Below are 24,344 nucleotides of genomic sequence, written 5' to 3'. Positions count from 1 at the left end.
CTATAGATTGAAAATTTTATTCATTAGTACCCACTTCTCGCCGGGCTTTGAGCCGGGCAAGGCCTGCTGATATTTCCACATCAGTTGCTCCCACTCCTGCACTTTTGGGTTCGCGGCATCCATTGCCCCTTTTTTATCGAAGCTGAAAGTCGCGTCATCTGTCTCCATAATCATAAATAACCGATTAAATACACGGTATATCTCCATATTGGTAACACCACCCGTTACAATGCTTTCATGTATCTCGGGCCAAATCGACTCGTGATACTTTTCATACTCGGCAATCAGCTGCGGGTCGTCTACCAAATCTAACGCTAAACAATATCTGGCCATTATGCTTTTACTACTTTATGTCCTTTAACGCCATAATACAATATAATTACAAAGCAGATCAATGGCACAATATAAGCCATCTGGATGCTACCTGTTTTATCTGAGATCAGCCCCATAAACAGCGGAGCGATGCCGCCACCTATGATAGACATTACCAGGAAAGAAGAGGCAATTTTGGTTTCCTCACCCAAACCTTTAATACCCAAAGCAAATATAGTTGGGAACATGATCGACATAAAGAAAGGCACCGCCATTACTGAATATAAGGCTACGTTACCATGTGCAGTTAAGCCCACGGCCAACAACAAAATTGCAATGCCTGCATAAATAGTCAACAGCTTGGCAGGGTCGATGAATTTCATAAAGAAAGTTCCCGCGAAGCGGCCAACCATAAAGCCTACCATAGCTATTGATCCCCATAAAAATGCGGCTTCTTTTTCGGCCATACCGGCAACAAATTTCGAATAACGGATAAAAAAGCTGCCAACGCCCACCTGCGCACCTACATAGAAAAATTGAGCAACAACGGCCCAGGCCAGGTGCTTGTGCTTTAACACAGCTGCTGAAAAGTCTGTACCCGGCGCATGGTGACTGTCTATCGCGCTATCGTCTTCTTTTACATCAGGAATATGGCTGAATACAAATAGCAGAATCAATATAATAACAGCAGCGCCGATAATCAAGTACGGAATTTTAACGGTGTCAGCTTCTGACTGTAGATAAGAGGCTAAAGCCGCAGGAGACATGCCCTTCATTTCCGCAGGCGTATGTTCAATACCTGAAAGAATAACCTGGCCACCAACAATCGGCGCCACGAAAGCCCCTACACCATTAAATGATTGCGCAAAGTTTAAACGTTGTGCCGATGTTTCCTTATCGCCCAAAACAGTTATATATGGGTTGGCAACGGTCTCTAAAAAAGTAGCCCCGCTGGCCATGATAAATAATGCCACCAGAAAGAAAGCATAACTTTGCGCGCCAGCTGCCGGTATAAATAACAACGCGCCCAAAGCATATAATATCAAGCCTAAAATAATACCTTTTTTATAACTGTACTTATGTACAAATAAACCGGCCGGTATAGCTATCAGAAAATAGCCCAGGTAAACTGCCGAGTCAATAAATGACGACTGGGTATCAGTTAATTGACAAGCTTTTTTTAAGTGAGGGATAAGGATTGGGTTGATGTTGTGCAAGAACGCCCAAAGAAAAAATAACGAGGTCACCAAAATTAATGGGAACAGGTATTTGTTTTTTGACATAGTTAAGTACGGTTGGTTTTAATTGGTAATAGCAAAGAAAGCAGAATAAGCGCTTAAAAATGGTATTTTATCATTAAAATATTACACAATCTTGGCATGTTTATGTCGTTTTATGGCAAAATAGTGCCAATTGATAACTAAAAATTTATGCAATCGTTACCGTTTTTATTTTTTTATGGCACTCACTTGAATTAGCCGTATAATTGTACTTAGCCGACAAATATGTATAAACCCGCCACTATAAAAGATATTGCCCTCGCGCTTAACCTGTCGCCCTCCACAGTGTCGCGTGCTTTGCGCGATGGTTATGAGATTAGTGAAGAAACTAAAAAGCTGGTGGTAGCTTATGCCCAAAAGGTAAATTATAAATCGAATCCTATTGCCCTGAGCCTTAAAAACAAGCGCAGCTATTCGATAGGTATTGTAATACCCCGGCTGGCTAACAGCTTTTTTTCGCAGGCTATAGCCGGGATTGAATCAATAGCCCACGAACGGGGATATTTTACAATAATTACGCAAAGTCATGAATCGGCAGAACGTGAACGGGCTAATATAAATCACCTGGCACAACGATCGGTAGACGGTTTGCTGATATCAATATCATCAGAAGCTTCAGATTTCAGCTTTTTAAAAGCCTTACATGACGACGGAATGCCAATGGTATTTTTTGACCGTACGATAGATGAGATCGATACCTTTAAAGTAACCTCTGATAATCGCAAGGGCGCGTACAACGCTACGGAATCCCTGATTAAGGCAGGTAAACGCAAGATAGCTCTGCTGGCCAGTGCCTCGCATTTATCTATCACTAATGAGCGTCGTTCGGGCTATCAAAAGGCACTGGTTGATTATGGTCTGCCTTTCCGCGAGGATTTTATACGTTACTGCAACGAGGGCGGCAACAATTACCAGGAAGTTGAAGATGCGGTGAAAGGCCTGCTCACTATGGCCGACAAACCTGACGCTATTTTTATCAGCGCCGACCGTATAAGTATTGGCTGTGTGCGTGCGCTCAAAAACCTCAGCTTTGACACAAAAGAAATAGCCATAGCCGGATTTGCCAATTCAGATGTGGTGGACCTACTGCAGCCGTCTATTTCTTATGTCAAACAAAAATCATTTGAAATGGGTCAGATAGCCATTGAAATGCTGTTGAAACTAATTGAAGCAAAATATCCAATCACCGAGTTTGAGACAAGGGTGCTGGATACCGAGCTGCACCTGGTTCAGTAAAGAGCTTTAAACCCAACCGGCCATTCGTTTAACGAGAAATCTATACACGGATAAGGTCAGGTCAGCGTATAGATCTCTCGCTACGTTCTTGATGCCAAAACATCAGAAATAGATTATCCTTTCAAATCGTAGTGCTTTTCCAGCCACGCATAACGGGCCAGTATTTCTAGCAAACCACCCTGGTCAACCAGGTTACGCACGCCATTGCGGCCGGTAAAAAGGCCCTGCTCATTCTTCTCGTGCTGCAACGTGTTATCCAAAGCTTTTTTAAAGCCCAAAATGTATTTGGTGTCTTTATTAAATTTCAATAAATGCTGGTAAGCTCTTAGCAATACCGCATTGAACCAGTAATCATCCCTGAATTTTCCTTCGCCATAAAAGAAAGCCAGCGAAGCATCAGCAATTGCGTTAGCCTCGTCAAGGTATTTTTTCTGTTTGGTAATCTCGTACAGGTAAATATAAGCCTCCAAAGGCGTACCGGTGTTGTATGACAGAATGCCTTTATTGACACTACCGTCTTTAGTACGGATGTTGTCCCAATACAATTTCTCAGGGGTTTGCAGTTTTGCATCCGTCCATTTAAGAATTTTAATAGCTGTATCCAGATATGCTTTCTTTTTGGTTGCCTCATACATTTGCAGGGCAACCAACGCGCCTGGACCATTTGAGCAGGTATTTTTTGAGCTCAGGTCGCCTTCTTTCCAGTAAATGCCGCCACCCAACACCTGATCATGGCCGCTCATAATGAAATCATACATCAGTTTGCCTAAGGCCAGGTCGCTTTTCTTTTTAGTGCGCGCGTACGAATCTAAAGCAGCAATGCCTATCCATTCGTTGTCGTCGTAGTAACGTTCACCAGGTTTTAGCTTCATGATATAGTCAGTAAAACCGGCAGCGGGCGGAGCCGGGCTGTAATATTCATACATCAACTTCAACATTGGAGCCATCAGGTTGGCTTTAGGCTCCAGTTTTTCAATTTCATTAGCCGCCTGGTACATGGCACAGTACGACCATAGGTAAGTATACTCGCGCAGGTAACCATTTTTGTTTTCGCGTTTTGATGGATCAAGCTCTACAAAGTATTCGCCCGATTTTTTGTCATGAAAATTTTTCTCGATAGCGGTTTGTAACGACTTCATTTCGTTATAGTAGTTACCACCGGTTTTGGTTTGTGCCGATGCCAATCCGGCGGTAAACGTCAGCAGTAAAACAAAAAGTAGATTGTGCTTTTTGGTATTCATATAGATTTATTAGATGTGGATTGATTTGTCTTCAAATATTTTAAAATAAACGCTGCTATGCAAAATTTACCAGGATAAAGCCGCCTTTACGCCTTCAGGTCGCAAGCGTTTATACTGATCTAATTATTGCGGATTGACCTATTTGATTGTAATTTTTATCAATTATCGCTTAGTTATAACCCATGGCAATTCTACCATTTATACCTAATTATCGGAAACAAATTCTGCAACATTGGCATTACACAAAAGTTTATATCTATATTTTCTATAGTAACAGTTTTAGTACAACTTATGCAAATTGCTTTAATTTTTTAAATTTGAAAACACCGTTTAAAAACCAATAAACCGTAAAATAATTATGGAAAACTCTCAGATATCCAGGCGCCGCTTTTTGGGCACCGGCGCACTTGCCGCAACAGGGGTTATGTTTTTATCAAAAACATCGTTTGCATCACGCCTCTTACGTGCTGAGGCTAAGCCCAATTCAGTAATTGCAGGCGTACAGATAGGTACTATAACTTACTCATTCAGAAGCATGCCTTCGTCTATTGAAGACCTGTTAAAATATTGCCTGGCCTGCAACATCAATGCTATAGAGTTAATGGGCGACGCTCCCGAAGCTTATGCCGGCATTCCAAAACACGAGCAGGGCCAGTCGCGCGAAGACTACAATAAAGCCGTTGCGCAGTGGCGTGCCACGGTATCAATGGATAAATTTAAAGAGATTCGCAAAATGTATGCAGATGCCGGCGTGAGCATTTACGCCTGGAAGCCAAGTGCTTTAGACCCGCATAACACTGACGATGAGATCATCTACGCCTTTAATGCCGGTAAAGCCTTAGGCGCCAGCCACGTGACTGTTGAACTGGGTGATGCCGCGCAAACCAAACGCCTGGGCGATCTGGCGACAGCTCATAAATTTAAAATTGGTTATCACGCGCATACGCAGGCCACGCCAACTCTGTGGGATACCGCTTTAAGCCAGTCAAAATACAACTGCATTAACCTGGATGCCGGCCACTATGCCTCAGGCACCAGCAGCAGCCCTGTTCCATTTATTGAAAAATATCACGACCGTATTGTTAGTATGCACCTGAAAGACCGCAAATTTCATGACGGACCTAATGAGCCATGGGGACAAGGCGATACACCGTTAGCAGATATTCTGCACACGGTAAGAGACAAAAAATATAAGTTTCCGGTAACTATTGAGCTGGAGTACGACATCCCTAAAGGATCGGACGCAGTTGCCGAGGTTAAAAAATGCCGCGACTTTGCCGAGCAGGCGTTGAAAGCATAAAGTTTGTTTAAAGCGATAAAAAAAATCCCCAGTGTCTTCACGCGGGGATTTTTTTTAATCCGTAATTACGTTTTTGTCATTTCGACCAAGGGGAGAAATCTATACATAGATAGTTAAGATTGCTTAGCAGGTGTATAGGTCTCTCACTTTGTTCGAGATGACATTGTCAGAAAAGATTATCCGCCACAAAATCCTTAGCATACAACTTGATCATCTCTCTCACCATTCTAAACTCTGCCATCACCTCCTCCTCGGTACCAACTGCTTTCGCAGGGTCGGGAAAGTTATAGTGAAACTTGACAGCATTTGACGGAAAATACGGGCAGCTCTCCTTAGCGTTATCGCAAACAGTTATCACGTAGTCAAAATCGATGTCTTTATACTCGTCGATATTGTTTGAGGTATGATGGGAGATATCAATACCATCCTCTTTCATAACCTTAATCGCTTTCGGATTGACACCGTGGGTTTCAATCCCTGCGCTATAAATTTCAGCCTTATTGCCGGCGAAATATCTTAAATAACCTTCGGCTATCTGGCTGCGGCAACTGTTGCCCGTGCAAAGTACCAATACTTTTTTCATGTATAATTTAAACTAATAACCAAACTAAATTGATGATGCAAAACTTGGCGTCCCAACCAAATATGAGCTGTAATATCATTACCGACGAAGTAATGATAGCCGCCTTTTTATAGCGCTTAAAATTCACCTCCATGTTAGCAACAACCTGATGAAGGCGCACAACAAGTATCTTGTTTCCCCAATGTTGCCAATTGTACTTTAGGCTTTGCAACTGATTTGCCATCGCCGCAAGTATCGCCGCGGCCAATTGCTTTGCATTGCGTTTTGTCAGGATTCAGTATAACGATCAAATTTCCACCACTCACTAAAAACTCAGCAGGATACATTTGCCGGGTATCAAATTGTGAATTACCGAACTCGATCTTTACGACACCTTCGGGGTTCAAAGCCAATGATTTTTCTACCACGTTGATAATAGACAAGGCTTTTTCAACCTCCATAGCCTGATCGGTTTGTTTACCTTGAGGTTCCCATAACTGCACAATGACCTCCGTCCAATCGTTAACTTTCCCGCCGCAATCAACCGATGTTATCTGTGCTTGCTTAATCTCGGTGATGTGATAAGCTGCGTCGACCCACTTGCCGGCAGCATATTCAAATTGCAGTATAAATTCAGTATTGGCCAGCAACTTCTCTCTGAAAGATTGCCAGTTCATTAATTCCAAATTATCCATTGTAATATTACGATTAATATGATCAAAAAATTTTAGCAGCAATTATCGCCGCACTTAAATCCGTTTAAAAATCCGCCCAATTGCGCTGTGAGCAACTGCCAGGTTTTGGGGTTTATACAATAGCAGGTTTTTACACCTTCAATAGTGCCTTGTATAATACCTGCATTTTTCAACTCTTTTAAATGTTGCGATATGGTGGCTTGCGCCAAACCCAGTTCATCAACCAAATCGCCGCAGATACATGCATTGGCAGCAATGATATGCTGCAGTATGGCAATACGTGCCGGATGTGCCATTGCTTTCAACAAAGTAGCCAGCTCGTTTTGCTCAGTCGAGAATATTTCTGTTTTTGACGCACCCATATATCAATCGCAATATTACGATTAATTTTATTAAAACCAAACAATCTTTTTTAAAATAGAATTACAAAATTCAGGGAATCTGGGACTTCTGTAATCAAAAAAAGCGGATAACCGGCCGGTTATCCGCTTCAATATTATTTTAGACGGCTTACTTATTTGGCCCCAATTTATAATCAACCGGAGGCTCTGCGCCCAGCAGGTTCTTCACAAAATAGTCCCAGCGGCGGCGCATCATGTAGTACGAATATTGCCCATAACCGTGCGGGCTATTCGGGAAGATCACCAGGTCAAAGCTTTTGTTGGCTTTCTCCAGTGCCTCAGCCACCAGCAAGGTATTTTGCGGCGGAACGTTATCGTCCATTAAACCATGAGCCAGCATTAGCTTACCTTTCAGGTTCTTGGCCAGGTTCTGATTAGCCTGCTCTTCGTAATTGGCGTTTTCCAGCAGGCCGTTATAGCGTTCGCCCCAATTATCCTCGTAATTACGGTTATCATGGTTACCCGATTCGGCAATGCCAACTTTAAAGAAATCGGGGTAACGGAACATAGCGCCAGCGGTTGCAAAACCACCGCCAGAGTGACCCCAAATACCTACTCTATCCAAATCCATATATGGATATTTGACTGCCAGTTGCTTAATACCTGTCACTTGGTCGGCCAGGGTATTTTGTGCCATATCGCCATAGGCCATATCATGGAAGCTTTTCGAGCGGAGCGGATTACTGGTTCCTTCAATTTCAACCACCACAAAACCTAACTCGGCCAATGCCGCATTATCACCCCTTACAGCCGAGAACGACCAGCTGCCCACGCTACCACCCTGCGGACCAGGATAGATATAATCAATGATGGGGTATTTTTTATTTGGATCAGCATTGGCCGGAGCCCACATCAATCCGTAGATATCAGTTTTACCGTCGGCTGCTTTTACCGAAAACGGGATGCATGGCTTCCAGCCTGTGGCTTGCAACTTACTTACATCCACCTTCTCCAGTTCCATTAATTGTTTACCCTTTGTATCACGCAACACCGTTACCGGCGGCACATCGGGTTTTGAGTAAGTATCGACAATATAGTTACCGCCGGGCGAAAAAGCCGCGGTATGGTTGCCTGCGCCAGGCGTTAATACTGCGAAGCCTTTACCGTCCAAGCCGATTTTACACAATTGGCTAAAATATGGGTTCTCCGCCTGCAAACCATCAGCAGTGAAGTACACTATACGGTTTTTCTCATCAACTTTAACCACATTGGTTACCACCCAATTGCCTTTGGTAACCTGATTTTTAAGTTTGCCTGTAGCAGCATCATATAAATACAGATGCCCCCAGTTGTCGCGTTCAGAGAACCATAAAATCTCATTACTCTTGCTCAGGTAACGCCAGTTAACATCGTCCCAGCCTGATTCAAATTGTGTTTTAACGGTTTCGGTAAATATTTCACGTACGGCACCGGTCTCAGTATCGGCCATGCGCACTTTTTCAACCTTATGGTCGCGGTTGGTTGAGGCAAACACCAATTTGGTAGCATCATCGCTCCAGTAAACATCAGCCCAGCCCAGGCCGCCCTTAATATCATCGCTTAGTGTGGAGCGATGCGGATCAGGGTCGCATTGTAGTTTAATCACTTTTGGCGCGTCAACGTTAATGATCACACGGCTCAACATTGGGATCTCCTTATCGCCAGGGAGCGGATATTTCCATTCGCTTAGTTTTGGTGCACCAACTTTTGTGCTCACCAGGTACATGTTGTTTACCTTGCGCTCGTCCTGCTGAAAAGTCGCAATCTTTTTTGAGTCGGGCGACCAAACCAAAATCGGACTAATGCCCTGTGCCCAACCGGCATTGTCGGTACCGTAGCCATCGTCCTTAACACCATCAGTGGTAAGCTGTATTTGCTGTCCGCTTTTTACATCGCGCAGCCACAAATTAAAATCTTTGATATAAACGGCCTTTTGTTTATCAGGCGACAAAACTTCTCCGGGATTTCCGTCGCTGCCCGCGCCGCCACGGCGGCCGCGCCTGCCTGTTGCTACTGCCTGTATAGAACTATCATCAGCCACTAACTTATTATCTTTATATTTCCATTGCTTGCCCCCGGCGCTAAATATTACACCCCGGTCGTCAATGCTAAGAATCTTCGTGATCGGCAGTTTTTCTGCAACAACGCTGCTACCGGTTGCCTGCGATAGAGCTTCAGCCAGTTTCTGCTGGTCAAAAACCGGTAATTTTTTACCATTAGCTGGGTTCACCACAAAATATTTGCCGCCTTCGGCATCAGACGTACGGAAGTAAAACTGGTCATCGGGCAGCCAGTTAGGATGAATGCCGTTACGTTGCACTAATGGTTCAATATTGTAGCTCAGGCGGGTTTCGGCCCTCGCATAATCTTGTGCAGTTACCGCCTGCTTTTGTTGCGCATCAGCAGTAAACGCTAAACTCAGGGGTATAGCGGCCAATAAAAACTTGTTCATGTGTTTGTTAAGTACAGTTAATTCAGGTAAGCAATATACGGCTATTCGTACGTTTTTAAAGAAACTGCCGGCAACAAAAAAGCGGATGACGTTAGTCCATCCGCTTACCCTAATTAATATTAAAAACTTTTAATTGGTTGCTATAATACCGCCAACTTTGGTTACCACACTACCGGTAGTAAAGGTTGTAGATGATTTGGTACCTGCCTTATAGGTTCCCCCGGTAAATAACCCTCTAAAATTTACAGGGCTATTAACGCTGCCGCCTGTGTAAACATTGTATGCTGTGTTGGATTTTAATTTGGCGCTGGCAAACACTAATGTGGCGTAGGTAGCAGGCGCCTGGAAAGTAAGCGCTTCAGTACCGGTGGTTGATTGAATATGAATTATTTGTGCCGTCCCTGCACCCAAAACAACCGAATTAATGGTCGAAGTTGCGCTTGGGGCACTGGTGCTGCCGCCTGTTGCTATCAACTGTCCGCCGGTGATTTTAAACTGGCGGTCGTCGCAATCAATGCCTGATTCAGTTACCGGGGCGCCAATAGCTACTACGGTACCACCGTTCAGGTCGAAAATACCATTGGAGTCCATGCCATCGTTAGCCGTACTGTTGGCAAAAACATAGCCCCCATTTACGTAAATGGCCGAATCGGCCTTAAATGCATCATCGCTGGCAAATGAGGATATGTTACCTTTATTTATAGTTAAACTACCCTTGCTTGATATACCTTCGTCAGTAGTCGATTTAACGTTTATGTTACCCCCATTTATGACGATATAACGCGCTATCGAGCCATCGGTACCGGTATAAGAGGTTCGGATTCCTTTACCTCCCGATGTTATATTCAGGTTACCACCATTAATAATGATATTGCCGGCTTCGGCTTCTATTCCGTCGCTGCCGGCGGTTATATTAATCGTTCCTCCGTCAACAAAAACAGCGTTATTGGTGTGAATACCATCACTCACTGACCTATTTATATTGATATTACCGCTAACTATCCTTACATAGTCATCGCTGCAAATAGCGTGTTTATAATTACCGCTAACTTTCAGGGTTCCGGTACCGCCAAACACTATCTGGCCTTCGGAGAAGATGGTGCCCTTTTGATCCTCAGTTGACGAAGCATAAGTAGCACCATCGCTCAACGTATTTGTTGTACCATCGGCTACCGAAATGAAAGCTCTTTTTTTAGATTGAATATTCACCGCAGGGCCGGTAAGGTTAATTATGGTGGCGTTATTTAAAGTTACCAGAAACTTTTTATCGCTATAAATCTTAAGCGAACCATTTGATGTCGAACCTGAAACCATATATTGTATACCTGATCCTGTTGCGGTAACCACCACATTACCGCCGGTTTGCGTAATGGTTACGCCATTAGCGATTGCCGGTGTAACCGTCGCCCCGCCCGGGAAAAATGCGATGGATACCGTTGTCGGAAAGTCTGTCGACGTATAGGTATCATCAGTATTGGCGCCAGTATAATTCAACCCCTCGGCTGCGCCGGTAGTTACCCCGGCACTATCAATTTTTGCAGTAATGGACGCTGAACTCCCGCCATTGTTATTACTGCCTTTTTTGCAACTTGCTGCAGCTACCAAAGCTATGGCAAACACCAGGGATTTAACGCTACGATGATTCATAAACAGGTTTTTCATAAATAAATGGGCTAATTGTGACATATTTAACCGGCAAATATGTTGGCGATGATAGATTTTTCTCAACAAAGTTAAGTGTAATCAGCGTATCGCAATTGTAAAGTTTCAGTTATATACCGGGTAATTGTGTGCGGGCGCAGTAAAGCAAATACCTTGTACATTTACGGCACAGTAAGGGTGGACTATATTGCGTTGGCCGGTATTGCCAATTTGATCTGTAAAAACTAACGGCTTCGCAATCAGTCAGTAGCTATTGTTGTTTAGTATCTTCGGTTTCTTTTCGTTCAACTATAATAGTGCACTCCCCTATTAATGCGGCTATGGCGCCAACCGCAGCGAACATCGGCATTAAAACTACACCCACCAAACCCAGTGTCAGCGGGAAGCTGGCAATTTCGTTTCCGGTTTTGTCGGCCACGGTAATGCGGGTCACATTACCTTCGGCAATTAGCTCTTTTACCTTTTTGAGCAAGCCCTCGCCGTTAATCGAAAAATACTCTTTATTAGCCATTTATACCTTCTTTTATATGAAGATAATCATTTTCAATAAAAAAGAAAAAGCGTAAAAACTATTAGCGTGCCTGTCGGTTTAAGGTTTTATGGAAACCAACAGATTATCACCCACAATAGCGCAAGCTTTAAACGAACAAATGACCAACGAAGCTCATAATGCGCAGATATACCTGGCTTATGCATCATGGGCAGCTGATAAAGGTTATGACGGCATTTCAAATTTCTTGTTCAGGCACGCCAATGAGGAGCGTAACCATATGATGAAATTTCTGGAATACATTTTAAAACGTGGCGGCAAGGTGGTAGTTAGCGCTATCCCGGCGCCTGGTGAAGACCCCATTAACGTAAATGATTGTTTTGAAAAGGTATTCAAATCAGAAATTGAAAATACGGCTAAGATTTACCGTATTGTAGATTTGAGTATGGCCGAAAAAGACTGGGCCACCTGGAATTTCATGCAGTGGTTTGTAAAAGAGCAAACAGAAGAGGAAACCCTGGCACTCGATCTGTTAAGCAAGATTAAAGTAGCAGGCGGTGCTAACGCTAAGGACGATGCCCTGTATGCACTTGACAATGACCTCAAGAACACGCCTGACGACGCTACCCTTGCACAAGATGTTACGGTTGAAAACCCGTAATAATAACCATCAATAATGTTTAGTTTGAAGGGCGAATATTGTAAAATATTCGCCTTTTAATTTAGTTGACGGGGAGTTCAAAAACAAAGGTTGAGCCTTTACCGGGTTCGCTCTCCACCCGCATCCGGCCTTTGTGACGTTCTATAATCTGCTGAGAAATATAAAGGCCAATACCCAGACCGGACATATGTGCTGCCAGGTTTTCGACACGATAAAAACGCGAGAAGATGCGTTCATGCTGATCTTTCTCGATACCGATACCAAAGTCCTGCACTGAAACACTTACTTTATTACCGCTTAGCTCAGCATTTACAATAATCTTATCTGCCCCCGGCGAATATTTGATAGCATTATTAATCAGATTAATTAACACCTGTTCAATACGCTGCTGATCGGCCTTTAGCATAATGGGTTGTTGATTATAATGCAGCTGTATTTTATGAGTAAGATTATTTTGCTGCATCATATCTGTAATATCGTTAAGTATAGCTGCCAGGTCAAATTTGGTGTATGAAAACGGCAACTTACCGGTTTGTATTTTAGATACGTCGAGCAAATCCTCAATGAGCGTCGTTAATTTACTTACTTGTGTGCGGGCCTTATTGATAAACGTTTTATTACGATCGTCTTTAGCCATACCTCGCTCTACTATCTGCAGATATCCATTAATACTGGTTACAGGCGTTTTCAACTCATGACTGGCCAAGCCTATAAACTCGTCTTTTTTAGCGTTTAATATCCTGATTTCATCATATAATTTAGCGTTATCCAAAGCCACCGCAGCCTGAGCAGCTACGCCAGCCACCAGTTGCTCATGCTCCTTTTTAAACCTGCCCGGCTGGGAATGTCCGAAGAACAAACCACCTATTACTTCTCCGTTTTTGGCTGTTACAGGTACAGCCAAATAACTGACAACAGGTAGATGGCCTTCAGGTTTACCATAATAAGGAGCATTTTTACCATAACGGGGATCTTTGGTAATATCATCCGAACGTACGATACCCTCGCCTCTGAAAGTGGGTCCGAATACTTTGGTATTTCGCGGCATCGGAAACTTTTCGAAAGCTTCGCGCGGAGCGCCAGATAAAGTATATAAGGTGTACGATTCGCCTTTATCATTGACCATGTTGTGAAAAAATGCGCCAAATTCAGCCCCTGTTAATTGCGTTGTAGCATCGGTTACTTTTTGCAAAATACCCTTTGTGTCCAGGTCGGCAGAAATTGTTTGACCAATAGAGTTTAATATCTCCATGTGTTCGGCGTAGTTTTGCAGGCGTTCTTCGGCTATCTTTTGCCTGCTGATATCGCGCGCAATCTTTGAAGCGCCTATTACCTGGCCACGCTCGTTACGTATAGGCGATATGGTTAATGATAGCGGTATCTCCACCCCCGATTTAGTGCGGCGCATGGTTTCAAAATGCTCTACCCTTTCGCTGTTGCTCACTTTGCTGATAATCTGGGTTTCTTCGGCAAGTCTGTCTTCAGGAATAATTATAGAAATATGTTTACCAACCACCTCACGTTCGGTGTAGCCGAACATTCGCTCGGCCGAGTTGTTCCAACTGGTAATTATTCCGTCGAGTGTTTTACTCACAATTGCATCGTCTGACGACTCGATAATAGCAGCCAGCATAGCCTGTTTATCTTCGTGTTGTTTACGGCTGGTAATATCCAGTAAAACACCTGAATATTCGGTAATATTACCTTCGCCATCATACAATAACTTTCCTGTACAACGCACCCATTTTCGCTCGCCGGTTACACCATTTATTAAAGGGTATTCAATATCACAATCTATATGATTCACCAGTGCATCTCTCAATACATCGGTTAACGCCTCACGGTAGGCAGGATCAACAACCGACATACTTTGCTCAATTGTAAGCTCGCCTTCAGCTGGCAAACCGGCCAGATTCCGTATAAAAGCAGACATGGTTACCTGCTTACTTTCAGGATTTATGCTCCATGTGCCCATATTACCAGTGTCAATAGCCTGTTGTAACTTAAGATTGGCTTTTTCTAAGTTCCTGTTAGCCTCGCTTAATTGATTGTTATAAACATGTTGTAGTTTTGATATTTGCTGTTCACGAAGCAATTCTGACTCTGACTTGTGCGAACTTTCAAAAGCATTGAGCTGATTTGCTATTAGGTTAGCAAATAAATTAAACATGCCAATAAATTTAGATGTATCAAAACTTATTGGCTGCCGGTCCATAGCAAATAAAATCCCGAAAGGATTATTATCATTTTTTAAGACAGGCACAGCAATATAACTGCGAAAGCCCAGCGCGGCGGCCATTGGGTGGTTGCGGTAATGCGGATGAGTCTGCACATCGTCTATAATAACCGTTTCGCCGCTTTGAAGTATATCATTATCAACGGCCATATTTGATGGCAGTGCGCGGCCGGGCAACAAGCCGAAGCCAACACTATCTTTTACAGCATAAACTATCCATTGCTTGTCAACAATGCGGGCAATAGCAGCAAAACCTAAGCCGGTGGTTTCAATTGCAACATCCAATAATGTATTAATAAGGGGGATTTGTGAAACTGCTTCAATATCGGCTTGAATTTCGTCGGTCATACGTACGTTGGGGCAAACTTTAAATTTTGTTTGGGCTTATAATTTATTGGTTTTTAACGGAGGGGCAAAAAGTTTTGTTCCTATTGGTTGTATCTACAAGTATATTTACAACAATTATAACGCTTAATGGTTTCTGTAGGTAGAAACATTTTTGTGACCATGGAGAAATTTGAAATATCAGTGCCAGTAAATAATCAAAATCAACATTTTGAAATTCGTGACTATATGCACCATGAGGGCGACAAGTGTAAATACGAAGTTTTTAAAGAAGGGAAATTCGTAGGCAGTTTAGAGCCCGATCATCACAAAATATTACACATTTGCCAGAACCCTGGCGTGGTGTCAGAATACGTACTTAATTTGATCTGTGACCAGCTAGAGGGCTATCATATTTAGTCCTGATTTGGCCCTTAAAATGTCCCATACACCCCCTATGGGTAGTTTTGCGACCTTATAAATTTGCATTAATAAAAGCAAAAAATCATGAGCAAGATCACCCCATTTTTATGGTTCGACAATAACCTGGACGATGCCATTAAATTTTATTCGTCTGTTTTTAAGAACCACCGCCTGCTTTATAAAGTGCAATACGGCGATGCAGGCCCGGGACCGAAAGGTACGATCATGACCGCAACCTTTGAACTGGAAGGCCAGAAATTTATGGCATTAAACGGCGGGCCGCTATTTAAATTTACCGAAGCTGTATCCATGTTCATATCGTGCGTTAACCAGGAAGAGATAGATTATTATTGGGAGCGACTGGCAGAGGGTGGACAAAAAAGCCGCTGCGGTTGGTTAAAGGATAAATTCGGTTTATCATGGCAGGTAGTACCAGATAACCTGGGACAATTGCTGCATAATGAAGACCCGGAGAAAGCTGCGAACGTTATGCGAGCCATGATGAAAATGGACAAGTTAGATATGTCTGCGTTAGAAGAAGCAGGCAAATAATTTTTGTATATTTACTGGTATGGAAGAACCAGTAAAAAATCCGCAGAAAAAGTTTACGGCATCGTTAGTAATCAACGGCTCAATGACTATTTATGCGCTTTGTACCTTTATATCAGCCTTGAATAAAGGCGAGCTTTGGCGCATTTTAGTAAGTGGTACCGGTTTGCTCTTTTTTGCCGCGGCTCTGGTAGTTATTGTGGTAAATATGCGCAAACTACGTAAAGAGCAAAAGTTAGAGGCATAAATTATTTATAATAGAGGTAGCGAGCTTACGATACTTCCCTACCTGTATTGTTGCAGGCTTTCTAGCCAAACTACGCAACCCAATGCGGATTAATTACATTTTTTTCGGAGATTTGCACGCGTAAAACAAAGCTCGCGTTCGCCATCCATGAAAAAAATAACCCAACAAAACGCCGCACTATATACCCTGGTGCTAATCACTACTACATTTTTTGCCAGGTTATGGATAGCGGCATATACAGGCTTGGGCAACGGCGAGTCGTATTACTTTCGGGGAGCTATTCATCTAGACTGGAGCTATTTTGACCAGCCACCACTTTTCTTTTGGTTAGGTGGTTTAAGTATCCGGCTTTTTGGCTTAACCAATTTTGGCTTACGTTTTCCGGATGTATTAATGTTTGCGGGAACAAGCTGGTTGCTGTTTTTGCTTGGCCGCAAACTGTTTAACGCTGCTGCAGGCTTTTGGGCCGTAGTGGTAATGAATTTGAGCGCCTTATTTACGGTAGGCGTAGCCTGCTGGTATCAGCCCGATGCCCCGCTTATGTTTTTTTGGCTGCTAAGCACCTGGTACATTGTAAAAGTGCTGGGCATAGGCGAAGAAAAGCCCCTTGATCCAAAAACCGATAAAAGCAAAGTTTATGGCCTTTGGGTAATCATTGGCATTTGCATGGGTTTGGCTACCTTGAGCAAATACCACGTACTGTTTCTGTTTGCGGCGGTGTTTATGTTTATTCTCACCAACAAAAAGCAACGCCATTGGCTGGCGCATCCTGGCCCTTATCTGGCTATCCTGATCACCATTATTATGGCTACCCCGGTACTGTACTGGAACTATAAAAACAATTGGGTATCGTTTGTGTGGCAAGGCTCGCGCGCGGGCACCCGCGATGAACCTTTTACCATCCATTTTGATTGGTTCCTCCGCAGCATCGCCGGGCAGGCGGTATGGTTGCTGCCATGGATCTGGTTCCCTACCATCCGCCAAATGTTTATTGCTTACAAAAAACGCGTACAGCAAGCGTATGGATTTAACTTCTGGATGTCGGTACTGCCGATTGTTTTCTTTACGGTAATTACGCTTTGGGCCGATCTGCAATATCATTTCCATTGGCAGGCGCCTGGGTATATGATGCTGTTTATGCCTTTAGGGTTTGCGGTTGACAAAGCCCTTAATGGCACCAATCAAAAGCGTAAGCGGTTTACTCGTCGCTGGTTGAATTTCTCGATATGTTTTACGGTGATCACCATCACCATATTGGGCCTGCATTTGGTAACCGGTTTTTGGCAAAGCTACGGGCCAAAATGGGTAGCCAGCCTGGGTGGCGCTAAAATTGACCCCACTATCCAGGGTGTAGACTACGATGATGTAATGACCCGTTTTGAAAAAGAAGGCTGGATAAAAAACGACAAGATATTTGCAGGCAGCACCCGCTGGTGGCTGGCCGGTAAAGTAGACTGGGCGCTAAAAGGAAAAAAAGATATTGTATGCTTTAATCGCGATCCGCGCAACCTGGCTTTCCTGGTTGATCCCAAAAAACTGATAGGCAAAGATTGTATAATGATTGGCGAAGCTCATGCCTACGACGAAACTATTTACAATGATGCGACGCCATTTTTTGACAGCATTACCAAGCTACCTGATGTGCCGATTATTCGCGGTGGGGTGGTTGAAGAACATTTGCAGGTTTATTACTGCAAAAATTTCCATCAGTCAAAACAGCCACTGCCTGATTATCCATTATACAGACAGTTGAATGGATTGGTTCCGTTTGGAAAATAGATTAAAAAGAAAAAGGCCAGCGTTTGCTGGCCTTTTTCTTTTTAATCTATTTAGTACTCCACTTAAACTTATTAATACCAACCGCCGAAAATACCACAATATATCCCAGCGATAACAGTAGGGCTTGGGTAGCATCGGCGTCCCATTTATCGGGGTTCATACTGCCTGCAAGCATTATTTTTACCGAGCCATAAGGCGACCAATGGATCGCATTTTTAACATATTCTCCCAGCAAACCCAGCTCGCCAAACATCCCGATCATAATAAACAGAAAATATACAAGGCGCACGGTTGCGTTTACCGTTTCAAAACTCTTAATTAAGCCGACAATCAGCTGGCCAAGGCTAAGGTATACTGCGCCACCTATAAAAGCGGTAAAAAATGCCGCCACATAACCACTTGCCGACAAAGTCACTTTATCAACCTGGGCACCTACAATAAAAATGGCCAGGTTCAGGATCATAATCATCAGCAATTGAATGCTAATACGGCTAAACATAATTGCCCAAGCTGGCACAGGTGCTACACGCAAGCGCTGAAAAACACCTTTATCACGGTCGCGCGCTAGTGCAAGAGAATAGCCCATCAGGCCGATAGATATCAAACCGATACCTATTGCAGACGACAGTACATAAGGCCCACCTACTTTTTGGGCGAAGCTTTTCCAAGATATCATGATCATGATGGGCACCACCAGGGTGATCATTACCGAACGGCGGTTATTAACCTGCGTGGCTACATCGGCCCTGAATAGGGTAGCTAATACCGTTGAAGTTTTGGGTATACTGACGTTATTATTTTCCATATTGTAATTAATTAAGCCCTCACCGCTTTGCCGGTAAGGCCGATAAATACATCCTCTAAAGTTACTTTACCACGGCGCGATACGGCGATAACTTCCGGGTCGTCTCGATGTTTGTCAACCAGGGCCTGCGGGGTATCAATGGCGATTACACACCCATGGTCTACAATAGCTATCCGATCACATACCGCTTCTGCTTCTTCCATAGAGTGCGTAGTTAGCAACACAGCATGACCGCGCGCTTTTATAGCCTCTATACGCTCCCATAACTGGCGGCGCGATTGCGGGTCGAGGCCGGTAGTCGGCTCATCCAGCAAAACTAATTTTGGGTTATGAATAGTTGCAATAATTAGCGACAGACGTTGCTGTTGGCCGCCGGATAACTGGCTGTATTTCTTTTTACCAGCTTCATCCAAACCTATCTCCCTTAAAGTCGTTTTTATTTGATCCGCATCCATCGGTACCCCATATATTCCTGAGTATAACTGCAGTATCTGGGCAACATTCAGTTCAGCCTGAAAACTGGTTGACTGTAGCTGTACGCCCATTGAGGCTTTGGCTTGCAGGGGTTGCTGCTGTACGTCATAATCATTTAGTTTAATGCTGCCGCTTTTAAATTTCACCAGCCCCTCTATCGAGCTTAACGTACTGGTTTTGCCGGCGCCGTTAGGCCCCAGTAACCCAAAAATTTCGCCTTGCAATACATTAAAACTGACATCTTTTACTGCTTCAAAACTGCCGTAACTGACAGCCAAACCTTCTACTTTCAAAATGTATTGATCTTGCCCAGTATTCATTTTATTCGTTTTGTTGTTAGAGTGAGATACCGCAAGATAATTACATTTTGTAAAGGAAAAAATTGGGAGATACCATTAACGCGTGATGCCGAACTTGTTCGGCATGACATGTGGCAGGAGTACTATCTCTAAAATTCAAACCATAATGTATTACTTAACGGTGTGCCATCAGCATGTGTTTTCTGGCTCTGCGGACCCATTTGCCGGGCTGCCTGAAACTTGGTACCAATGGCGCTGATGGCATTCAGGAAACCAATATTGCCGTCAGGAAAAGGCGGCTCAACGTTGTTATTTTTCAGCGCATCCATTTCACGGGCAGGGCGGTACATTTGCAGGTACATATTTTGGGTATCAGTATAAACCGTAAACGGCGACTCCTTATTCTCCAGCACAACCCAGTTTAATTCGCCGTGATAGCCTTTAAATTCAGGATATCCCCAGTTTTCGCCGGTAATAGTATTGTTATAGTCTTTATGCCATACACCAAATTGCTGTCCCGGCACCCGGTTTTTCCAGGTACGGTAAGGCCCGCGGCCCATCCATTTCATACCGGTCACTTTTGCTTCAGGATAATTGAAAGTGATACCCATATAATCTGCATCGCCTGTTTGGCTATAAGTGTAATCGAGCCTAACGCGTTTGCCAGGCGCAAAGGTCCATTTTACCTGCATGGTGGCATCGCCGGTATAATTAGCCTGGATAATAAATTGCTTGCCTTCGGCTTTAGCCGTAAAGTCTTTAAGCGTTGTATTTACGCCGGCAAGTACAGGCCCGCCAGATAGTGAGATGGTTTTATCGCCTTTAACTACCTTTTCAATATAACCGGTGCTTTTGTTAAAGTAATATTTTTTGCCATCGGCAGAAACTATCAACTCATCACCCTGCTCCACATGACTTATTGCGCCATTTGCTATAACAGGGGCTTTAGCAATTGCCTGCGGCGATTTAATAGCCCAGCTCCAGCTACAGAGCTCTTCACCATGCGGGCCGTAAGCGGTAAGATACAAAGCGTCATTGCTTGCCCAGTTAGCAGGTAAATGTAAATCTAATACTCCTTTTTGCCCCGGAGCCAACTCCAGTGGCAATGGCTTGCCTGTTAAGTTGATAATAGCAGATGTTGTTTTCGCTTGCGCGGATGGTAGTTTAGCCAGTTTCCACACAAACTTACACTGGCTTAGCCAGGTAAATACATATCGGTTCTCTACAGGTATCTTACCATCAAACTTTTCGTCGATAGGCTCGGGCTTGATGTAAACCGGTGACCAAATTTCCTTCACTGTATAAAAGCTCGCCTCCTTTTCGCGGTGCGGGCCAAGGATACCGTCAGGTGCGCGGTTACCGTTACCATCGTAAGTATTGTTTTTATCGGTGCGGATCACAGATTCATCAAGAAAAGCCCAGATAAAACCGCCCCCTAAATGCGGATAAGACATCATCTTACTCCAAAAATCTTCGAGTGCGGCACCTGCGCCTCCATCATACAGGCCATGCATAAATTCGGTTGGCATGAGGATGTCCTTACCTGTGTTAACCGTTTTTTCGATATAACTATAGTCCGGATAATGATGTGTATCCACGTTATGAAAATTTGACCAGGGGTGCAACACCACGCGTTTTTGGGGATCGTATAATGCATAGTCATTATCAAGGCCAAAGTTAAAGCCGCCTTCGTTACCGTTATCCCAAAACAAAACAGCAGGGTGATTAACATCACGGATTACCATTTCTTTAACCAGTTTATGACCAACCACGGTATCGTATTTAGACTGCCAGCCGGTAAGCTCGTCCAGCACATAAAGGCCCAGCGAGTCGCAAACGTTCAAAAAATCCTGATCAGGCGGGTAATGTGACATCCGTACGGCGTTGTTGTTCATATCCTTCATTAACTTTACGTCTGCCACCTGTACAGCATAGCTTAAGGTTCGCCCGGTTTCAGGCCAGAAACTGTGTCGGCAGGTGCCTTTCAGAATAGTTTTCGCGCCATTAACATATATGCCGTCCTGCGGGCGCACTTCGATGGTTCTGAAACCAAATTTCTGTTTGATAATGTGTCCTGTGCCCTGCTTATTTTTTATACTGACGATTACCTGATACAGGTTTGGAAACTCTGAACTCCACAAAGCCGGTCTGCTGTAATTAGCTTTTACTTCCAGATGACCGGCAGACGGGTCGGCCTTTACCACAATTGGTTTACCTACGTTCTGGCCATTTGTTTTTTGTACCTGAGCCTCAATTATTTCATCGCCTTTTAGATTGCTGGCGTAAACATCCATTCGGAAAGAGCCGTCGGCCCCGGCATTGATAGCAGTATGGTCTATATAAGTTTCGGGCACTATCTCCAGATAAACTGGGCGATAGATCCCGCCAAAAACCCAAAAATCACTACGGTTACGTTCTGCATCATTTACTGATGATTCAGCCGACATTTTATCGACTCTTACCTCTAATAAATTTTCAGTATTAAATTTTACCAGATCGGTAATATCGTATTTAAACCGGTAAAAACTACCCTGATGGATCGGTCCGGCTTGTTTGCCATTGATCATCACTTTAGTATCAGTCATTGATCCTTCAAAAACAATAAATACGCGTTTACCGGTCCACAGGCCAGCCATAAACTGGTGTTTGTACAAGCCGCTCTCGTGAGCTTTATCTTTGTCGCCACCGTAATTATAAGTGCCAAAACCTTGCAGTTCCCAACACGACGGTACGGCAATTTTTGTCCAGACGCCACTGTTACGGCCTTCGGTACAAAAGAAATCCCATTGCACGGTATGATCTTTATCGGTACCCGACAAATATTTAACAATAGTATGTTGCGCAAACGAGCTAAGAGACATCAATAAGCCCAGGCAGGCTATGTAAAACTTCTTCATGTATTTAACAGCAATTGGTTTGTTGGGCTAAGCTAACCATATCTGCCCTGTCTTAGAAGTAAAAACTACGCCAACGATTGCGTAATCTGAATGTTGAAGAAAGCCTCTATATAATTAACACGTTGTCATTTCGAGCGTAGCGAGAAATCTATACACCCGTTCATAGAGGTTATGCTTAGCATGTGTATAGATTTCTCCCGTTGGTCGAAATGACAACCTGGGGTAGTTTTACGTTGGCTACCTAAGCGGCAACGCCACATTCCTGTATGCCGGTTTCTGCACCTGTTCTTTAAGCTTTTTGAAACTTTGCATCGGTCCGTCAGAAACAAAAATATTGATGATCCAGGCAGGCGCGCCGCCATCAGGTTCAAGCGTGAGATAGTAGGTAACTTTGGTTTGGTGGGCGCCGTCTGGCGTTAATATCCATTTACCGGTTGATTTTTTAACGCGCACCAAATCTTCCTTTTGCGGCACAAGGTCGGCTATTGAGGGCGCGTCGACGGTTATTACCTTGGTAGCCGGATCTTGTGTGACACTTATATGTGCGGCAAAATCTCGATTTTGCGCTGGCCACGGCATGTCTACTATTGCATAGTAATACAGATCTGTTGCCGAAACCTGTTTTACCACAGCTGCCGATTTGATTTTGTATGCCCAATCCGGGTAATTTTTTATATCCAGTAAAATAGCCGCTAGCTGAACAGGGGTTGCGCTAAAAGTACTCTCAACCTTAATAGGCTTAACCTTCATCGGCGATTCTTTATCCACGTAAACTTTAATATCGCCGCTTTGTGTTTTAAAGGTCCAATTGCTTTGCGCAAGCGCCATGTTGGCCGTAAAGGTTAAGGCAAAGAAAGCAAGTAGTTTTAATTTCATTTGTTCAATTTTATATTCAATGCTGTAGGCTTAAACGGTGCCATTTACAAACCGGCAAGCCATTTGCCAAACACCGGCAACTTACTCAATAGCCATACCAACAATAACGATATTCCAAAACAAATAACAGCCGTAAGCGGAATACTCAAAATTGATGTGCATAATTTAAAGCTGATACCAAAAGGGTCATCCAGGAAATAAAGTATTAATGCGTGGCTTAAATAGATGCCATAATTATAGGTACAAGCAAAGTCTTTGGCTTTAATAATAAAGCCAGGCAATTGCATTTTGGTAAATCTTGCTAACAAAAATACACTACCGGCCAGCAACACCACAGGTGGGCCAAGCGGCTCATAAAGCAGTGTAATCCAAGTGGTGTACTTATACATAAAATAAGTACTTATCGTGATAATTATCAGCAAGCTAAAGAACATAGACCATATAGTAATCAGTAGCCGCCTGCTATAATTAACGCAGAAAGTAAGGTAATGCCCTAACACCAGATAACCGGCATAACCGCTAAAATAATGGATATCAACCTGTGGGTTAAAGCGTGATATCCCGGGTTGTGTAAGCAGCATAGCAATAAACCACATCGCCAAAAAATATTCCAGTTGGCGCTTGGTAGCATTGCGCACAAATATACTGATAACAGGTATTACGAAGTAAAGCCCAATGAGCATATATACGTACCATAAATGGTACGATGCGCTGTATTTTAACTGGTGCAGCACCAGTTTGCTATCTGCCCACCAATTGCCTGTAAATACAAGAATCTCTATATACCAGGAGTACCAAACATACACCAGGCTCCAAAAAATAAAAGGAATCACTACCCTGCTTAGCCGTTTTTTAAGAAAAGCTCCAAGTTCATAATCCCGGTGTAGGGTGAGCGCGCCGGTTATCATCACAAATACAGGTACGGCAAAGCGCACCAGCGCGTTATAAAAATCGGCTGTAAGCCAGGTATCAATATCGATGTGGCCATATTGACCAAGCGGTATCGCCGAAACATGCAGCACAATCACGGCCAGCAAGGCTATAAGCCTGAGGCTGTTTATCCAATCAATGTTTTTGGGGGTTGCCGGTGCCATGGGTTAAAATGCTGTTGAGCGAAAGTAATATATTTGGTGCATATGAAATGAATGGCTAACAAATGTTAAT

At 43.6% G+C, this 24,344-nt stretch carries 22 protein-coding genes; 7 read left to right on the top strand and 15 right to left on the bottom strand.

Annotated elements, in window-relative coordinates; translation table 11 throughout:
- Positions 1-333 carry an L-rhamnose mutarotase gene (locus ACFS5N_RS16675; RefSeq protein ID WP_377188166.1) on the bottom strand — a complete coding sequence of 111 codons (333 nt, stop codon included), beginning with the start codon at positions 331-333 and terminating at the stop codon, positions 1-3.
- Positions 333-1,595: an L-fucose:H+ symporter permease gene (gene fucP, locus ACFS5N_RS16670; protein WP_377188164.1), complete on the bottom strand. Its 1,263-nt coding sequence runs from the start codon at positions 1,593-1,595 to the stop codon at positions 333-335. The genes ACFS5N_RS16675 and fucP overlap by 1 nt, the downstream gene beginning before the upstream one ends.
- A 222-nt stretch (positions 1,596-1,817) precedes the next feature.
- Between fucP and ACFS5N_RS16665 the strand changes: the two genes are divergently transcribed.
- Complete coding sequence (locus ACFS5N_RS16665) at positions 1,818-2,828, top strand: LacI family DNA-binding transcriptional regulator (RefSeq protein ID WP_377188162.1); 1,011 nt, start codon at positions 1,818-1,820, stop codon at positions 2,826-2,828.
- Between the two features lie 113 nt (positions 2,829-2,941).
- Here ACFS5N_RS16665 and ACFS5N_RS16660 read toward each other — a convergent pair whose 3' ends face one another.
- A complete protein-coding gene (locus ACFS5N_RS16660) occupies positions 2,942-4,069 on the bottom strand; it encodes a glycoside hydrolase family 76 protein (protein ID WP_377188159.1) in 1,128 nt (375 codons plus the stop codon).
- A 358-nt stretch (positions 4,070-4,427) separates the two neighbouring features.
- Between ACFS5N_RS16660 and ACFS5N_RS16655 the strand changes: the two genes are divergently transcribed.
- Complete coding sequence (locus ACFS5N_RS16655) at positions 4,428-5,369, top strand: sugar phosphate isomerase/epimerase family protein (protein ID WP_377188156.1); 942 nt, start codon at positions 4,428-4,430, stop codon at positions 5,367-5,369.
- A 166-nt stretch (positions 5,370-5,535) separates the two neighbouring features.
- Here ACFS5N_RS16655 and ACFS5N_RS16650 read toward each other — a convergent pair whose 3' ends face one another.
- The 6 genes from ACFS5N_RS16650 to ACFS5N_RS16625 form a co-directional block, all read right to left on the bottom strand.
- Positions 5,536-5,952, bottom strand: a complete 417-nt coding sequence (locus tag ACFS5N_RS16650; RefSeq protein WP_377188153.1) for an arsenate reductase ArsC — start codon at positions 5,950-5,952, stop codon at positions 5,536-5,538.
- A 134-nt stretch (positions 5,953-6,086) separates the two neighbouring features.
- Positions 6,087-6,626 (bottom strand): DUF6428 family protein, encoded by a 540-nt coding sequence (locus tag ACFS5N_RS16645; protein WP_377188150.1) that lies wholly within the window; start codon positions 6,624-6,626, stop codon positions 6,087-6,089.
- 32 nt (positions 6,627-6,658) lie between these two features.
- Positions 6,659-6,988 carry an ArsR/SmtB family transcription factor gene (locus ACFS5N_RS16640; protein ID WP_377188147.1) on the bottom strand — a complete coding sequence of 110 codons (330 nt, stop codon included), beginning with the start codon at positions 6,986-6,988 and terminating at the stop codon, positions 6,659-6,661.
- A 148-nt stretch (positions 6,989-7,136) separates the two neighbouring features.
- Positions 7,137-9,458, bottom strand: coding sequence for a S9 family peptidase (locus ACFS5N_RS16635; RefSeq protein ID WP_377188144.1), 2,322 nt, complete (start codon positions 9,456-9,458; stop codon positions 7,137-7,139).
- A gap of 129 nt (positions 9,459-9,587) precedes the next feature.
- Positions 9,588-11,120, bottom strand: coding sequence for a carbohydrate-binding domain-containing protein (locus tag ACFS5N_RS16630; RefSeq protein ID WP_377188141.1), 1,533 nt, complete (start codon positions 11,118-11,120; stop codon positions 9,588-9,590).
- 250 nt (positions 11,121-11,370) lie between these two features.
- The gene (locus tag ACFS5N_RS16625) at positions 11,371-11,631 is read right to left on the bottom strand and encodes a DUF4342 domain-containing protein (protein ID WP_377188138.1); all 261 of its coding nucleotides are present in this window, start codon (positions 11,629-11,631) and stop codon (positions 11,371-11,373) included.
- An 88-nt stretch (positions 11,632-11,719) separates the two neighbouring features.
- On the opposite strand from ACFS5N_RS16625, the gene ACFS5N_RS16620 reads away from it, so the two are divergent.
- On the top strand, positions 11,720-12,271 hold the full coding sequence (locus ACFS5N_RS16620) for a ferritin (RefSeq protein ID WP_377188136.1): 552 nt from the start codon (positions 11,720-11,722) through the stop codon (positions 12,269-12,271).
- A 61-nt stretch (positions 12,272-12,332) separates the two neighbouring features.
- Here the strand turns inward: ACFS5N_RS16620 and ACFS5N_RS16615 are convergent, their stop codons facing one another.
- Complete coding sequence (locus tag ACFS5N_RS16615; RefSeq protein WP_377188133.1) at positions 12,333-14,855, bottom strand: PAS domain S-box protein; 2,523 nt, start codon at positions 14,853-14,855, stop codon at positions 12,333-12,335.
- Positions 14,856-14,981: 126 nt separating this feature from the next.
- On the opposite strand from ACFS5N_RS16615, the gene ACFS5N_RS16610 reads away from it, so the two are divergent.
- From ACFS5N_RS16610 to ACFS5N_RS16595, 4 genes are all read left to right on the top strand, one after another.
- Positions 14,982-15,251, top strand: coding sequence for a hypothetical protein (locus ACFS5N_RS16610; protein ID WP_377188130.1), 270 nt, complete (start codon positions 14,982-14,984; stop codon positions 15,249-15,251).
- Positions 15,252-15,338: 87 nt separating this feature from the next.
- Positions 15,339-15,806, top strand: coding sequence for a VOC family protein (locus ACFS5N_RS16605; RefSeq protein ID WP_377188127.1), 468 nt, complete (start codon positions 15,339-15,341; stop codon positions 15,804-15,806).
- A 19-nt stretch (positions 15,807-15,825) separates the two neighbouring features.
- Positions 15,826-16,050, top strand: a complete 225-nt coding sequence (locus ACFS5N_RS16600; RefSeq protein ID WP_377188124.1) for a hypothetical protein — start codon at positions 15,826-15,828, stop codon at positions 16,048-16,050.
- 147 nt (positions 16,051-16,197) lie between these two features.
- Complete coding sequence (locus tag ACFS5N_RS16595) at positions 16,198-17,829, top strand: ArnT family glycosyltransferase (RefSeq protein ID WP_377188121.1); 1,632 nt, start codon at positions 16,198-16,200, stop codon at positions 17,827-17,829.
- 46 nt (positions 17,830-17,875) lie between these two features.
- On the opposite strand, the gene ACFS5N_RS16590 is transcribed toward ACFS5N_RS16595, so the two are convergent.
- The 5 genes from ACFS5N_RS16590 to ACFS5N_RS16570 form a co-directional block, all read right to left on the bottom strand.
- Positions 17,876-18,634: an ABC transporter permease gene (locus ACFS5N_RS16590; RefSeq protein ID WP_377188118.1), complete on the bottom strand. Its 759-nt coding sequence runs from the start codon at positions 18,632-18,634 to the stop codon at positions 17,876-17,878.
- A gap of 11 nt (positions 18,635-18,645) precedes the next feature.
- Positions 18,646-19,428: an ABC transporter ATP-binding protein gene (locus ACFS5N_RS16585; protein WP_377188115.1), complete on the bottom strand. Its 783-nt coding sequence runs from the start codon at positions 19,426-19,428 to the stop codon at positions 18,646-18,648.
- Positions 19,429-19,556: 128 nt separating this feature from the next.
- Positions 19,557-22,304 carry a glycoside hydrolase family 2 TIM barrel-domain containing protein gene (locus ACFS5N_RS16580; RefSeq protein ID WP_377188112.1) on the bottom strand — a complete coding sequence of 916 codons (2,748 nt, stop codon included), beginning with the start codon at positions 22,302-22,304 and terminating at the stop codon, positions 19,557-19,559.
- Between the two features lie 237 nt (positions 22,305-22,541).
- Entirely contained in the window at positions 22,542-23,180 is a 639-nt protein-coding gene (locus ACFS5N_RS16575) for an START domain-containing protein (RefSeq protein ID WP_377188109.1), read from the bottom strand.
- Positions 23,181-23,224: 44 nt separating this feature from the next.
- Positions 23,225-24,274: an acyltransferase gene (locus ACFS5N_RS16570; protein ID WP_377188106.1), complete on the bottom strand. Its 1,050-nt coding sequence runs from the start codon at positions 24,272-24,274 to the stop codon at positions 23,225-23,227.
- Positions 24,275-24,344 lie beyond the last annotated feature (70 nt).

It is taken from the genome of Mucilaginibacter ximonensis (genome assembly GCF_042686265.1).
Taxonomy (GTDB): domain Bacteria; phylum Bacteroidota; class Bacteroidia; order Sphingobacteriales; family Sphingobacteriaceae; genus Mucilaginibacter; species Mucilaginibacter ximonensis.
The sequence above is the reverse complement of the archived record's forward strand: the minus strand, read 5'-3'. Positions and strand labels throughout refer to the sequence as shown.

Coding starts and splice junctions, on each gene's coding strand:
- ACFS5N_RS16585 (WP_377188115.1), bottom strand. CDS start 19,428: ATGAATACTGGGCAAGATCAATACATTTTGAAAGTAGAAGGTTTGGCT.
- ACFS5N_RS16570 (WP_377188106.1), bottom strand. CDS start 24,274: ATGGCACCGGCAACCCCCAAAAACATTGATTGGATAAACAGCCTCAGG.
- ACFS5N_RS16645 (WP_377188150.1), bottom strand. CDS start 6,626: ATGGATAATTTGGAATTAATGAACTGGCAATCTTTCAGAGAGAAGTTG.
- ACFS5N_RS16590 (WP_377188118.1), bottom strand. CDS start 18,634: ATGGAAAATAATAACGTCAGTATACCCAAAACTTCAACGGTATTAGCT.
- ACFS5N_RS16610 (WP_377188130.1), top strand. CDS start 14,982: ATGGTTTCTGTAGGTAGAAACATTTTTGTGACCATGGAGAAATTTGAA.
- ACFS5N_RS16620 (WP_377188136.1), top strand. CDS start 11,720: ATGGAAACCAACAGATTATCACCCACAATAGCGCAAGCTTTAAACGAA.
- ACFS5N_RS16625 (WP_377188138.1), bottom strand. CDS start 11,631: ATGGCTAATAAAGAGTATTTTTCGATTAACGGCGAGGGCTTGCTCAAA.
- ACFS5N_RS16635 (WP_377188144.1), bottom strand. CDS start 9,458: ATGAACAAGTTTTTATTGGCCGCTATACCCCTGAGTTTAGCGTTTACT.
- ACFS5N_RS16600 (WP_377188124.1), top strand. CDS start 15,826: ATGGAAGAACCAGTAAAAAATCCGCAGAAAAAGTTTACGGCATCGTTA.
- ACFS5N_RS16660 (WP_377188159.1), bottom strand. CDS start 4,069: ATGAATACCAAAAAGCACAATCTACTTTTTGTTTTACTGCTGACGTTT.
- ACFS5N_RS16575 (WP_377188109.1), bottom strand. CDS start 23,180: ATGAAATTAAAACTACTTGCTTTCTTTGCCTTAACCTTTACGGCCAAC.
- fucP (WP_377188164.1), bottom strand. CDS start 1,595: ATGTCAAAAAACAAATACCTGTTCCCATTAATTTTGGTGACCTCGTTA.
- ACFS5N_RS16650 (WP_377188153.1), bottom strand. CDS start 5,952: ATGAAAAAAGTATTGGTACTTTGCACGGGCAACAGTTGCCGCAGCCAG.
- ACFS5N_RS16675 (WP_377188166.1), bottom strand. CDS start 333: ATGGCCAGATATTGTTTAGCGTTAGATTTGGTAGACGACCCGCAGCTG.
- ACFS5N_RS16595 (WP_377188121.1), top strand. CDS start 16,198: ATGAAAAAAATAACCCAACAAAACGCCGCACTATATACCCTGGTGCTA.
- ACFS5N_RS16665 (WP_377188162.1), top strand. CDS start 1,818: ATGTATAAACCCGCCACTATAAAAGATATTGCCCTCGCGCTTAACCTG.
- ACFS5N_RS16605 (WP_377188127.1), top strand. CDS start 15,339: ATGAGCAAGATCACCCCATTTTTATGGTTCGACAATAACCTGGACGAT.
- ACFS5N_RS16630 (WP_377188141.1), bottom strand. CDS start 11,120: ATGAAAAACCTGTTTATGAATCATCGTAGCGTTAAATCCCTGGTGTTT.
- ACFS5N_RS16640 (WP_377188147.1), bottom strand. CDS start 6,988: ATGGGTGCGTCAAAAACAGAAATATTCTCGACTGAGCAAAACGAGCTG.
- ACFS5N_RS16655 (WP_377188156.1), top strand. CDS start 4,428: ATGGAAAACTCTCAGATATCCAGGCGCCGCTTTTTGGGCACCGGCGCA.
- ACFS5N_RS16580 (WP_377188112.1), bottom strand. CDS start 22,304: ATGAAGAAGTTTTACATAGCCTGCCTGGGCTTATTGATGTCTCTTAGC.
- ACFS5N_RS16615 (WP_377188133.1), bottom strand. CDS start 14,855: ATGACCGACGAAATTCAAGCCGATATTGAAGCAGTTTCACAAATCCCC.